The sequence below is a fragment of the Brevibacillus invocatus genome (assembly GCF_003710915.1).
GTDB classification, from domain to species: Bacteria; Bacillota; Bacilli; order Brevibacillales; family Brevibacillaceae; genus Brevibacillus; species Brevibacillus invocatus.
Genome location: NZ_RHHR01000040.1, coordinates 23884 through 36974 on the forward strand (window position 1 = coordinate 23884; position 13091 = coordinate 36974).

Consider the following 13091-nt stretch of genomic DNA (forward strand, 5'->3'; position numbering starts at 1 on the left):
AGAGCGCTCCTCTTTTGCGTTTTATTCCTGCATAGCCAGCGCATTCGGTTTAATCTTCATCCAAAGAGGGAAATGATCGGATGGGCCGATCGCTGGAGCGGCAGCTTCCACAAACAGTAAATTCGGAGAGAGCAAGATCCGGTCCACTTCTTTGAAGGAATGCTTGCCTTTCAACGTGATGAGCCTCTGCTCCTGCCGATGCAGCGGGTCATCGTACACCGTGCGCAGAGAATCTAGCAGGGGATCGTTTGGCAGTATATTGAAATCCCCAAGCAGGATTCCTGTATTCTCTGAGTTTTCTTGCAAATGGGAATGCAAAAATGCGATTTGTTCGGGATGTTCGGACTTATGTACGCCCAGATGCGTCACATAGACATGTAAGGGCGTGCCATTCCAGTCCAGTGTCACGTCAAGCAGGGAGCGGGGTTCCCAGGAACCGGGCAGTGATAGAACTTCGGCATGGAGGATCGGATGCCTGCTCAGCAGGGCGTTGCCGTAGGTGCCGATTACCAGCGAGAGCGATGGAGCGTATACGTAGTTCATCTCCAAGCTACCTGCAATGGACGCCACCTGGTCGACAAACCGGGAGCGGGGAAGACGGTAGTCTACCTCTTGCAGTGCAATGACATCCGCATTCAATTCTGCAAGGACAGATGCAACAAGCGATGGGTCAGCAATACCATCATCATCTCTGCAGCCGCGAATGTTGTACGTAACGATCGTCATGGCAGAATCGTCTTTACTCTGCGAATAAACAGAGGAAGGAACCGCATGATAAATCGTCACATCTGTAGGAGAGAAGACGAGCGGGGTGAGGCACAAGGTAAGTCGTCGCATCCATTTGGTTCGTATGGTCTCCACATCCCTAGTTTTTTATGAGTAAAAATATTCTGTCAAAATACAACCCACTGAAGCAGGCGTGGATATTGGTTTTTTTATCATAGCAAGGAAAGTAGCAGGAGGAATACTGGAAAACATTGTCGAACATAGAACGAGACTATCTTTTTTCGTCGAATGCTTTGTAAAATAGATGAAGGTAGATGGGAACGATACCTGACATGCTGAAGGCATCTCAACATTTGAGAGAGCCGAGCAGGAGGGAAAGATCGGCAATGGATCAAACCAAAATGCGAATTTTGTCAGCGGCGGCCAAGCTGTTTGACATATATGGCTATAAAGGTACTTCCGTCCGCAAGATTGCCGAAGAGGCACAAGTCAATGTCGCACTGATCTCCTATCATTTTCAGGGGAAGCAGGGCGTTTTGGAAACCCTGATGGCTTCTTACTTTGAGACCTTGTTTCGTTTGGTCGAAGAGCAGGAGGCTGCTTATTCGCATGTACCTGCGAGGCAAAGACTGGAGCAGGTAGTCGGTCTGTACGTGCAGTTCCACTGCGAGCATGCTTCTATTACTCGGCTGATTCAACGTGAATTGAGCGTAGAGTCGATGCTCGCCAGGGAAGTCATGACCCTTTATATGAGCCGCTACAAGCACGGCCTTGCGAAGGTGATCGAAAGCGGCATGAATACGGGTGATTTTCAGACGGTTTCGGTCGATCGCATCGTTTTGGCGATTACCAGTCACATCGTCTATCCTTTTTTGCACCCGCAAATGGTTAGACAAGTTTACGAATTGGAGCCGGCATCGGAGGATTTTGCCCGATGGCTGCATCGCTCGATCATGGAGTATCTGCGTGTGAATCTCCAATCTGATACCGAGTAGCACCCTCTCCCATGAATCTATACGCTAAGGGGTTGTATGTGAAGTGAAACGAAAACTATTCATGCTCTGTCTGGCAGGCATGTTACTATACACAAATCCAGTATTTGCAACACCATTCCCGGAAAAAACGGATCAAGTCGTACAGGATCAAGACCAATACCTCAAAAGTGAGAATACAGCGAATTTCATAGAGGCACTAAAGGATATGCCAGGTGAGTACAAGGTTGTCGTAGTGGAAAGCACATCTCCGGAAGCAGACAGTCCGGATGTCTATGCTCAAAAGCTCTACGACAATTTCAATCTTCCTGACAATGCCATGATGATTGTGCTCAATATGGATACAGAGGAGCTCGGCGTTTTTGCAGGGCTCGAATTTCAGCAAAAAGGTGCCACAATGGAGCTGATTCATGACAAAATCGCTTCCTATTTTGTGCCATTTCGCAACCAAAAGCAGTATCTGAACGGAATTCAAACCTTTATTCTCGAATTGAACATGGAATTGGAGCGGCAGCAAAACAAACCGATGCAGCCCGCCCAGGCAGCAACGGACCAGCCAGAAGGTGCGCAAGAAGAGGAAGCATCGTCATCATCGCTTCTCAGTGGGATCCCTTGGTGGATTTATTTGATCGGCGTCGTGTTTGCTGGGCTGTCGATCGCTTTAGTCTATGCGATGATTCGTCGCCGCTCTATCTTTGCCCAGGTGGATGATGTAGAGGATTGGAAGGACGAATTGGTTGAAAAAATCCACGTCATCGAAGTTGAAAAGCCGCTTCGTCGTTCCAGCGGCATGACAGAGGTTCGGTACCATCAGCTTGCTGACAAAAAAGAAAACCTCCTGCGCATTCGTGTTCCGGATATCGAAATGATGATTCTGGATGCGGAGGAAGCGTGTGATCGCTTCCGCTTTGCGCTCGCTTTGGGCATGCTGGAAGAAGCGCGAGAGGCCCTGACGCTAATCGAGCAAGAGCTCGCAGAATTGAAGGAAGACACCACCAAGGTAGCTGTCACGAAGCAAGAAACCAAGGTCGTCGTTCCCGAGATTGGCAAACTCGTGGAACAAGTAGAAAGACGCTTGTCTGATATGCGTCTGGATTACGGCCTTTCTTTTCATGAATTAAAAGCTACCCTCGATGAGGTAGAAACGATGCGCAGCCTGGTGAAAACCGCTCGTGCAGCAGGCGATGATGTCCATGCTTACGAGACGACCATCAAGGCGCAAAAAATCCTCGAAGGCATGGTTCAATCGCTGGAGCAGGTCCCGGCGATGGTAGACCGCGTCAAAAAGGAATTGCCAAGGGAGTTCAAGCAGCTAGAAGAGGGGATCGACCAAGCGACTCAGGATGGCTTTGACGTGAATATGGACGGCTTGGACAATGCCATGATGCAGGCCAAACAGCTTCTCAGCGCAGCCAACAGCGCGTTGGAGGAAGGCAATCTGCAAACAGTAAACACGCATGTTAAGGCATTCGAAGTACTGATCGAAACCACATATCAAGGCTTGGAAGAGGCCGTTATCGCCAAGAAGCAAGCAGCCGCTGCTTCTGCCGCTTTGGTAAAGGAACAGGAAAAAGCCAAAGCAAAAGAAGAGATTGCTGCAAAGGCAGAAGATATCACATTCCCGACAGCCGCACCCGTTATCGAGGAAGTGTACACACCGGTTCCTGCCGTGGAGCACCCTGTACAGCCAGTAGTAGAGGAACAGATCGGCACCGTTGCGCCTGTTGCTTCCGTGATTGCACCAGCAGCTGAGCAGATTGAGGAACGGATAGAGGAGCTTCTTTTACCTGAACGTGAGACTTTTCGTGAAGTCGAATTCACCGAACCACAGCCGGTTCAGGAGCCAGAACGCTACGAGGAGTCGATCAGCCAGGCGGAGCGTGAAGTGCTCTTTGCTGCGAAGCCGAATTCTGCTCCACAAGCGTCCGGAGTTACCGAACAGGAAACCGCGTATGCTGCGGAAGAGCAGGATGGCGAGGAAGAAGAGTACGAGCTGGTGATTCCCAAACAACCCCAGGATTTCGACGAGGAGGAAGTGGAGGAGCAAAACCAGCTTGTCATCGAGACGGAGGATGATGCCTTAGATGAATTGGAGCGCATCTCCAACACGCTGATTCGACTTCGTCAGCAGATCAAGCGAAGCTATTTGCCGGGCTTGCCGGAGCATTTGAAGTACATGTTTGAAGAGGTGGTCCAAACCTTGGCCCACGTCAAAGCGATCATGGAGCAATATCGCTACGACCTGGAAGAGGTGGCGATTTTGCTACAGGATGCGAGTGATCAGCTGGAAGAGACGGAACGTGTTACAGAGCGGGTCATCTCTACTTGTCAATTAGCGGAGGGAGCCATTCAGTACACGAACCGGTACCGCCGTCAGAATCGCCAGGTAAACGAACTGCTGATCAAAGCCGAGCAGTCGTTTAGGCAGCTTGCTTTTGCAGAAGCGTATCAATTGGCGGAGGATGCCCGTCTGGTGGTAGAAGGAGCGCCACCAGAGCCGGAATCGGGATGGTTATTGCGACGCAAGAAAAAGGGGTGAGCTGGACATGCTTTATCCACTCTTTCTGCTAGCGGCGGGCATACTGGTGATGATACAGCCGCGAACCAAGCGCTGGCAGACGCGCATGCACGCTCATTTCAAAGGCAATGAACAAAGGATCAAACAACGGGCAAACACGTTCTTTTTGCTTGGTTTTGCGTTCATTATGGCTGGGTTGGCGTATTTGTATCGATCTGCTGTTTCTTCTTAGGAAATCCCTCTCCCGTGCTTTGTTCACGTTCAGAGACAGGTTTTTTCGCGACGAAAACACAAAAAACATCCGTGACGATTCGTCTGTTTACGGGTGTTTTTTGTGTTTTCGTCGCGCTTTTGCAAAAAAAAAAAGAAGCGTCGTCATAAGACGCCGCTCCAGATTAGAAAAGATAAAGGGAGTAGAGGTGTCACGATCAGCCCAGACCTGCTCGAATGACAGACGGTATGATCACTCTTTTCGGGAAAAGAGTACCTGTCTACTAGACTTCCCATGTTTTCCGGATGATAAACTTCTTTTTTACATGCGGGAGAAATGAAGGCTATACAGTCAGCTCTTTAGCCAGCATCGCGCTGTTCGTTCCGGCCACATATCCGGATGAAAAAGCGATGGTAATATTGTAGCCTCCAGTGTGGGCGTGTACGTCCATGACCTCGCCAGCAAAAAACAATCCTTCCATGCATTTGGATTGCATCGTGCGCGGATCGATTTCTTTGACACTGACTCCGCCTCCCGTAATGAAGGCTTCTTCGAGGGACAAAGTGCCTGTAATGGTCAAAGGCAATGCCTTCACGCTCTTGGCAAAGGAAGCCCAGTCCTGCTTTCGCATATGGCTCCATGTCGTATCTTCCGAAATAGAGGATAGGGAGAGCAGCAAGGGAATGATCCGTTCGGGCAAGAAGCCTTTGAGCACGTTTTTGACTGCCTTTTTGGGCTGTTCCTCCAGGAGGCGCCAACTCTGAGAGGAAATCTCCTCAGCGGTTTTTTCTGGCATCAGGTCGATGGTGAGGGCAAGAGGAACACCGCCGAATTTGCGCTGGGAAATGGATACGTAGTGCCCCATGCGAAGAGAGGCTGGACCAGATATCCCGAAATGGGTAAAGATCATGTCGCCTTCCTGCGTGTTCACTTTTTTTCCGTTGGGCGCGTAAAGGGTCATCTCGATGTCGCGTAAAGAAAGTCCCTGCAATGATTTGTCGCGAATATACGAATCGTTGGCAAGTAAAGGCACTTCGGTCGGGTACAATTCCGTAATCGTATGCCCAGCCTCCCTGGCCCAGGTGTAGCCGTCACCCGTAGAGCCAGTCTGGGGAACGGAGCAGCCGCCGACGGCGATGATCACACAGGGGGCAGATAGTGTTTCGCCTGATTGGAGGGCAATTCCGGTTGTCTTTCCCTCCGCGTACAGAACGTTTTTAACAGGGGATTGCAGGCGAATGGCAACGCCCTGTCTTTTGATCCGGTCGATCAGGGCTTGGGCAACTGTAACAGCCTTGTCCGTCACGGGGAACATACGGCCGCGATCCTCTTCCTTTAAGGCAACGCCCAAGTCTTCAAAGAATTGGATGATCTCCCGGTTGCCAAACTGGGAAAGCGCACTGTACATAAAGCGTCCGTTGCCGGGCATTTGCTTGATCAGCTCATCCTGCTCCTTGGCATTGGTCACATTGCACCGCCCACCACCGGAGATGATCAGCTTGCGGCCCAGCTTGGCCCCTTTTTCTACCAGGCAGACCCGAGCGCCTTCGCGGGATGCCGCCATTGCAGCCATCAGACCGGACGGACCACCGCCGATGATGATGACATCGTAATCGTATTTGGATGGTTTCATAGTCAACTCGTCCTTTGTCGTATAAGGTAGTGCATAGCTCATTGTACCACAATGGGCGAGTCATTACGCTGGATCCGAGCTTGGGGGCTGTTACGCTTGGCCAAGAAGTTCGGAGAGTGGTCGATTTTCCAAAACATAGTACACCACATCCTCCGATCGGATCAGGTGAGTGACAGTATAGCCGCGAGCAAAATAGCTTTGAAACAGCGAGCGAGTCTTGTCGCGCCATGCTGCTGCAATACTCATGTCGGCTCGCTTTACCGCTTGGAAATGGGCGGGAACAGGCAGCAACAGGACAGGCTCCTGCCGATCCAGCTCCATCTGCTCTGGGCTTGGCACGCCTTCTTTCATCGCGAAGTGCAGGATGTGAGGCGCACCCTCTGTCATGGGGACTGCTGTCTCTCCAGTGCGATACCCGTCTACGCGTTTGCTGTCAATATACCAATCGACGAGAAAACGGTCAGTCGGCAGGCCGCGATTGAAATCGTCGTCCAACGGCCCATAGCAGTTGGGGTAATAGGAGCGAACGACGCCCCCGAGCTTTACGAGATTCAGAAATCCGTTCACAGTCTCCAAAGGATCATAGGTCCAGGTTATTTTGGTGTGTCCACGGCGCAATGCTTCTTCCTGCTGGAGCCATTTCATTTTTACGCCCAGACCCTGCTTCCGATAGGCAGGCAAAAACCCCATCATATGGGAGCACAGATGGGACTCGCCGTTGGTGAAACCAGGAAAGCTGTACAAGAAGCCGATCATGTCCTCATTGTCATAGGCGCCGATAAACAGACCGCCAAATTTGGCGATCGTCAGCGTCATATGGTGCGGAATCGCCGAGTCTTCGCTCCATACAGCTGCCTCTAAAGGGACAAGCTGCTCTAATTCCTCTGGTGTAGTCAAAATTCGAAACGTGATGCTCATGTCTGGTAAACCTCCCACTCCATTTTGCTACCTAGATCATTCGTGGAAAAAGCGTGAAATCCTGCCATCTGGCAGTTGCATCCATCCGTTCCCTCCATGATAATAGAGGACATGAGACTGCTTTGAATGAAAAAAGGAGGTGGCATCATGAACGCGGTCATCTTATATACACGGCGAATCGAAGAAGCCACATCTTTTGAATTTAATGTGTTTGACAACCAGTTTGCTACCGAAAATTTGGCTGTGCGCAAAGTGATGATGGCGATGCTGGAATCCGTTCATCCTTACCTGACTCAACTGGAGATCGAATACAACGACAGCATGCTGGTCGAAAAGCTCGGTGCGCGTCGAGCCGGTGAATTGCTTCGATTGCTGGGAAGTACAAAAGAAAACACCCGTGAACATCGCAGCAACGATATTGTTGTCAGCCGTTCCTTTCACAGTGAGATGTCAGAAGAGAAGTATCAGTATTTCTATCACATGAAAGATATCGCGGAGCTTCCGCATTACCGCCTAAAAGAAGGAAACGAAGATCGCATTGTTTTCTACTTCACGCGTTATCTTCAATTGATTGCACCAGATCAACAGGTAGCAGCTACGTTTTTAAACAAGCTGTCTTCATTTTCCCTGCCTTACAAGCTGGTTGCCATTGAATGAAAAAAGCCATTTTGCTCGAGATTGCGGAGCGAAATGGCTTTTTTTCTTTAGGGCTAACCGCGTATGGGCTGCTGGGTGTAGACGACTTCCGTATCATCGACAATGGGCTGTAGAAGCTCATTGGCTCGTGAGATATGGTGAGCATGGCGATACGTTTCTTCAGAGACGCTTTGAAAGAAGGCATCGACAACCTTGGGACAAAATTGTGTTCCAGCGTTCTGGATGATCTCGTCACAAGCGGTGGAAAAAGAAAGACCTCTGCGATATGCACGGGAGGAAGTCATGGCGTCAAAGGAATCTGCGACGGCTGCTACGCGTGCCATAATCGGAATTTGTTCTTCCTTCAGCTGGTCAGGATAGCCGGTGCCATCAAAGCGCTCATGGTGGTGACGTGTAATCATCAGAATGTGATGGATATGTGCGATATCCTTGCTGGCTGCATGGGCGTAAAGCTTGCGGAGCAAGGCCTCACCGCGAACTGGATGGGATTTGATGACTTCGATCTCATCCTCGGTCAGTCGCCCCGGTTTGAGCAGGATACTGTCTTCGATTCCGATCTTGCCGATATCATGCAAAAGACCACCTGTGTACATGATATCCAGTGTATTCTCGTCCAGGCCCATGCTTTTGCCGATGACACGCATGTAGTAGGCAACTCGCTGGGAATGGCCGGAAGTGTAGGCGTCACGTTCTTCTAGAGCAACTGCCAGGGTTTTCAGGATGCTTTGGTTTACTTCGGCCAATTGGACGCTGCGAAGTTTGGAGGAAACAAATGCTTTCTCTTTTCGATAAGTGCGGTAAAACAGGATGGCAGTAATCAAATAACTGACAGAGACAAGCATGATTAAAAACGATTTTACCTGGCTTAATTGTTCATAAAAGCTGGACTCGTCCGATACAAGGGTGATGTACCAGTCCCATTGGGGAAAATATTTTACCGAGGCAATTTTATTAACCTGTTGGGAGGTATCGGGTTCACTCCAGGTGTAGGTGACAACCCGGTTGCCTTCAAAGAGTACTTTTTTTGCGAAGTTATTTCCTTGAAAATTGCCTATATTAAATATGTTCTGTCCCTCTTTGGAAGGGTGGATGACGAGTATCCCTTGTGAGTTAAAGACAAATAGCTCGTTACCTTCGACAAGCGTTAGATTTGCTTGTGAAATGTCCAATGTGCCATCCGTTTGTTTTGGAGTACTCAACAACTTTCTGATCCGCTTTTCAGCTTCAGTAAAACTATGTATTCCTGTCTTAACCTGTTCGTTATGCATATTCATGATTTGAATGACATTGTTTAATTGTCTGTCCATTGCAGCGATCCCTGATTGGTAGTAAACCATCTTGGATTGTGAATACCCTAGAAAAACGACCACTGTAAACAAGATAGGCAAAAACACAAGGAAGAGGGAAAAAAAATTAGATTTGGTCGTCCATTTTAGTGGCAAGGTCCTACGTCCCTTCCGTTTATTGGTAGGTATTCCGTCTCATCATAATAGGACATAATGGCAGAACCTTCAAGAAAAGACCGAAGTTTGTCGAAAAATAGGAGGGAGCTGAATCAGACAACCCCCTCCTGAAAAGCGATTATGTGGAAGGTCGATTGGGTCCTTCCAGTTTTTTATCTCCATAGCCGGGGGCGTCATTGTGCACAGAGTCTGGCTGCTGATTTGCCTCTTCGTGTTGTCGGTTTTGCGAGGATGTGTTGCTTCGATCCGTTTTCCTCATACCCATCTCCTTTCACCTATACGGCACCTTCTCTACGTCCAGGTCCTGCTTTCGGACGAGAGGGCGGTGCTCCTTTTTTATGTCGTGCCGTTGCATAAATCGCGAACAGACCGAGTATGGCAACCAAAAAGAGAGTGGCGATGCCATACGCGATCCAAGGACTGGCACTCGTCACCCCTCCGAGACGCTCTACCAGCGTCCCGCCAATGCTTGTTCCGAGAGCGGTACCAATCCCTGAGACAAAATTGGAGAAGCCAAAATAGGAGCCTAGCCACTTTTCCTGGGCGAAATAGCCCACGAGGCTGTCCTGGACGGGCATGAACAGCATTTCCCCCATGATGAAGAGTAACGCTGCTCCACTCAGGGTGACAAAGTGGTTGGCCAACCCGAGTACCGTCAATCCGACTCCAAGCATCAAAGTACCGATCGTAAGCGAGAGATAGGGACTGACGCGCTGGAGCACGAAGCGGGAGACGACACCCTGGAACAGGACTACGCTCACAGAATTAATGGTCCAGATCAACCCGATCATGGTGGCCGAATGTAAGACGGCCTCTCCGCGCAGCGGCAAAATTAATGTGAATTGCGCGTACAATGCCCAGATCAAGAGCATGATCCCGGAAAACAGCATAAAGCTCCGGTGTGTGAGGATGTGCTTGTACTCCATCATTGGAGTGTTTGGACGGTCTGTGACCCTGGATCGGTCGGCGGGCAAGCTGATGCGGGTCAGAATCGCCAGTACTGCAAACACGAGGGCGGAGAGCAGAAAAGGCTGCTTCCCCAAGGAGGTTAGCCAGGTGATGAGCAGTCCTGCTACGATGATGCCGCTGTGGGCGAAAATACCGCGCCAGGAGAACGCAGCTGTCCGATGATCCGCATGCACTTGGTTGGTAATCATCGTTTTGATGGTTGGAGCTAACAGTCCGACCCCGAGTCCATTGACAGATGAAAACAGCAGAAACCAACCAAATGAATGAGAGTAATGGTAACCTGCCATTGCACTTCCCTGCAGAATGGCTCCTGCCATCATGACAAAACGTCGACCAAAGCGGTCAGGCAATGGTCCTCCTAAAAGACTCCCCACCTGATAAGCAATACTGCCTGCTCCAAGAATCAAGCCTACCTGTGATAGCGAAAGCGAGCGCGCCTTTTGCAGAAATACAGGGAAGACTGGAACGATCAGATAAGCAGCAAGATGCATGAAAAACACAAGGATCAGCAGCATCATATACCGTTTGTTGCGCCATAGCGCACTTTTCGAGGCTTCCATAATCGCCTCCTTTTTTCTTCGTTCTCCTAGGTAGTATGAGTGGAACAGGAGCGACTCTATGCACTCAACTTGGGCAAGCGCGGAAAATCACCCGTCACAGGCAAAGGTACAATCCAACAGATGCCATGCGTCATATACCTATAAGGAAGGGCGCTGTGGGCGGAGAGCCAGGTGCGAGGATCGCCATTTTGCGAAGGGGGGACGAACGTGAAAGGTTTTGGTTTTTTTAACCAGGATGGCTTTGAAGTGGTGATCTGGATTCTCGTGATCATCTTTCTCCTCTCCATATTTTTTGACGAAGGGATAGATTAAGATGAGAGGAAACCGACCTGTTCGTCGCTTGAATGAACATTACAAATCCAATCAGGGCTTCAAAGCTTGGGTAAAGGCCAACGAGCAATGGTTTAAAGAGAATCCGGAGGTATTCCAACAGCTTTTGAGCAATCCCAATATGGTCAATCTTTTTATGGATCTGATGGTGATGAACTCTTCTCGCATTCAAAAAAGGCTGCGCAAAGCGGGGCGAAAACAACGCTAGCAGAGGACGGCATGCAAATCAAACAGGCATGCCGTTTTTTTGTTTGTCGAGCCAAAGCGTTTGGGCTCTCATCATATTTGCCAGACAAGCTGCGTACTGATAATCATACGCAGCTTGTCGGGGGGATGAATACGGGATGGCGCAGGTCATACTGACATTTTTTGTGGCATATGGCATTGTCGTGGGAGGTTCTCTTTCTGGAGGATTAGGTGCTTTCTTGACAGACAAGCCGCCACTGCTGTCGATGGTTCAACTGGCCGATCAGTTGAAAATCTGGGGGATTGTAGGCGCATTGGGCGGAACGTTTGATTCATTCTTGCAGATTGAAAAAATTCTGATGGGCAATTTTTCACCCGTGATCAAGCAGATGGTCATGATTGTCGTTGCCTTTTGGGGAGCGCATATCGGTACCATCTGCGTCCAATGGCTCGTGCAGGTGCGTTCATGAGCGACAAGCCTTGGAAGCGATACATTGCGCTTTTCATGATCGGCAGCATGATCGGCGGTGCAGCGATCTTGTTCGTCTATGGCAGGGAGATGGAAGAGATGATGCTTTTGTCCAAAAGCCTGGAGATGCAAAATAAAAAGCTGTATGAAGAAAACCAGTCTTTGAAGCAAAGCCAACGCGTCTCTCGCAAGAAGCAAGATACGATAATCGAGGAGATTCGTGTTTCAGTGATGGACCCTAAGCCACATCCGACGATTGAGGTGCAGATAGTCGGACAGATGGAAAAGGACCTGATCTCCTTGAAAGGAAAAAAAATCGAGCAGGTGGCAGAAGTGCATCAGGTGCTGCACGAGATGCTGCGCCGGCGTGAATACGTCTTGACGGATGGTTCGATGACCGAAGTACGAATCAAGACAGTCGTGATCAGTCGCACTCTTCATTTATTTGTGACGGCAGAAGTGAAAAAGGAGGACGTCTTGAAAAAGGTCGCGCGAAACTTTCTGTTTATAAACTCGTATTATCAATCAGAACAAACAAATGAGCATTATGGTCAAGGGTCACCGTAAAGGAGAGGTTTCGCGTGACGATATTTAAAAAACTGCTGGCCAGCGTCGGGATCGGTTCCGCTAGAGTCGATGCCCGCTTGACGCAGGATTCCCTGGTTCCCGGTGATCATGTTACCGGAGAGATTCATTTGACAGGGGGAGAAGTGGCGCAGGACATTGATGAGATTTACATGTATGTCATTACACATTATGAACGGGAAGACAATCATAAAAAAATGAAAGTGGAGTGTACGCTGGCCAAACATCGACTGACGGAGAAAATTTCGCTCCAGCCAGAAGAGAGACTGGTCTTGCCATTTTCCTTTCCTTTACCTTATCAGACGCCACTCACCATGGGACGTCAGCCTGTCTATATGCGGACTGGCTTGGATATCAAACTGGCGATTGATCCGGGTGACTCCGACTTTATCGACGTACGCCCACATCCTTATATGGAAAAAGTACTGGATGCCATTCAATCCATCGGTTTTCAGCTCTATAAAGTAGATTGTGAATACAATCCCTATTTGGGTGGAAGCTATCCTTTCGTTCAAGCTTTTGAATTCCGACCGATCGGACCCCTGCGCAGCCGAGTCGAGGAGTTGGATGTATTCTTCTTCCTTCGGGGTGGCGGGCTAGATTTGTACCTGGAATTGGACAGACGAGCACGTGGCTTTTTAGGTAAAACAGATGAAGCGTTCGATCTGGACGAGCGCTATATCCGTCTTCATCTGTCCGAAGAGGAATTGAAGAAATCGATGAGTGAAGTTGCTCACCTTCTCGAAAATGCCATGCTCACGCAAATGAAATAAATGCATACACAATAGAAAGCCGTCTGATTCTTCTCGATCAGGCGGTTTTCTATTGTGAAAAACTTAGCGGTTACGCTCGTTTTTGCATGAAGTCTCTTTCT

14 protein-coding genes are annotated in these 13091 nt (G+C 49.4%); 8 read left to right on the forward strand and 6 right to left on the reverse strand.

What is annotated here, in order from left to right:
* Positions 1 to 21: 21 nt before the first annotated feature.
* Positions 22 to 861 carry an endonuclease/exonuclease/phosphatase family protein gene (locus EDM52_RS19455; RefSeq protein WP_183185202.1) on the reverse strand — a complete coding sequence of 280 codons (840 nt, stop codon included), beginning with the start codon at positions 859 to 861 and terminating at the stop codon, positions 22 to 24.
* Positions 862 to 1112: 251 nt separating this feature from the next.
* Between EDM52_RS19455 and refZ the strand changes: the two genes are divergently transcribed.
* The 3 genes from refZ to EDM52_RS19470 are packed head-to-tail and all read left to right on the forward strand — an operon-like array spanning position 1113 to position 4468.
* Positions 1113 to 1721 (forward strand): forespore capture DNA-binding protein RefZ, encoded by a 609-nt coding sequence (gene refZ, locus EDM52_RS19460; protein WP_122910614.1) that lies wholly within the window; start codon positions 1113 to 1115, stop codon positions 1719 to 1721.
* 43 nt (positions 1722 to 1764) lie between these two features.
* On the forward strand, positions 1765 to 4257 hold the full coding sequence (locus EDM52_RS19465) for a septation ring formation regulator EzrA (RefSeq protein ID WP_122910615.1): 2493 nt from the start codon (positions 1765 to 1767) through the stop codon (positions 4255 to 4257).
* Between the two features lie 7 nt (positions 4258 to 4264).
* Positions 4265 to 4468, forward strand: a complete 204-nt coding sequence (locus EDM52_RS19470; RefSeq protein ID WP_122910616.1) for a hypothetical protein — start codon at positions 4265 to 4267, stop codon at positions 4466 to 4468.
* 322 nt (positions 4469 to 4790) lie between these two features.
* Here the strand turns inward: EDM52_RS19470 and EDM52_RS19475 are convergent, their stop codons facing one another.
* A complete protein-coding gene (locus EDM52_RS19475) occupies positions 4791 to 6080 on the reverse strand; it encodes a BaiN/RdsA family NAD(P)/FAD-dependent oxidoreductase (protein WP_122910617.1) in 1290 nt (429 codons plus the stop codon).
* 90 nt (positions 6081 to 6170) lie between these two features.
* Entirely contained in the window at positions 6171 to 6998 is an 828-nt protein-coding gene (locus tag EDM52_RS19480) for a GNAT family N-acetyltransferase (protein ID WP_122910618.1), read from the reverse strand.
* A gap of 147 nt (positions 6999 to 7145) precedes the next feature.
* Here EDM52_RS19480 and EDM52_RS19485 point away from each other — a divergent pair, with 147 nt between their 5' ends.
* A complete protein-coding gene (locus EDM52_RS19485) occupies positions 7146 to 7655 on the forward strand; it encodes a hypothetical protein (protein WP_122910619.1) in 510 nt (169 codons plus the stop codon).
* Positions 7656 to 7708: 53 nt separating this feature from the next.
* Here the strand turns inward: EDM52_RS19485 and EDM52_RS19490 are convergent, their stop codons facing one another.
* The 3 genes from EDM52_RS19490 to EDM52_RS19495 all read right to left on the reverse strand — a co-directional run bounded on the left by EDM52_RS19490 (position 7709) and on the right by EDM52_RS19495 (position 10647).
* Positions 7709 to 9049, reverse strand: coding sequence for an HD domain-containing phosphohydrolase (locus EDM52_RS19490; RefSeq protein WP_148038784.1), 1341 nt, complete (start codon positions 9047 to 9049; stop codon positions 7709 to 7711).
* Between the two features lie 187 nt (positions 9050 to 9236).
* Positions 9237 to 9377: a hypothetical protein gene (locus tag EDM52_RS24800; RefSeq protein ID WP_183185204.1), complete on the reverse strand. Its 141-nt coding sequence runs from the start codon at positions 9375 to 9377 to the stop codon at positions 9237 to 9239.
* Positions 9378 to 9393: 16 nt separating this feature from the next.
* Positions 9394 to 10647: an MFS transporter gene (locus EDM52_RS19495; protein WP_122910621.1), complete on the reverse strand. Its 1254-nt coding sequence runs from the start codon at positions 10645 to 10647 to the stop codon at positions 9394 to 9396.
* Positions 10648 to 10960: 313 nt separating this feature from the next.
* Between EDM52_RS19495 and EDM52_RS19505 the strand changes: the two genes are divergently transcribed.
* The 4 genes from EDM52_RS19505 (at position 10961) to EDM52_RS19520 (ending at position 12990) form a co-directional block, all read left to right on the forward strand.
* Complete coding sequence (locus EDM52_RS19505) at positions 10961 to 11185, forward strand: hypothetical protein (RefSeq protein WP_122910622.1); 225 nt, start codon at positions 10961 to 10963, stop codon at positions 11183 to 11185.
* 136 nt (positions 11186 to 11321) lie between these two features.
* Positions 11322 to 11633, forward strand: a complete 312-nt coding sequence (locus tag EDM52_RS19510; RefSeq protein ID WP_122910623.1) for a YtrH family sporulation protein — start codon at positions 11322 to 11324, stop codon at positions 11631 to 11633.
* Complete coding sequence (locus tag EDM52_RS19515; RefSeq protein WP_122910624.1) at positions 11630 to 12199, forward strand: sporulation membrane protein YtrI; 570 nt, start codon at positions 11630 to 11632, stop codon at positions 12197 to 12199. The genes EDM52_RS19510 and EDM52_RS19515 overlap by 4 nt, the downstream gene beginning before the upstream one ends.
* Before the next feature lie 14 nt (positions 12200 to 12213).
* Positions 12214 to 12990: a sporulation protein gene (locus EDM52_RS19520; protein WP_122910625.1), complete on the forward strand. Its 777-nt coding sequence runs from the start codon at positions 12214 to 12216 to the stop codon at positions 12988 to 12990.
* The last annotated feature ends 101 nt before the right edge of the window (positions 12991 to 13091 follow it).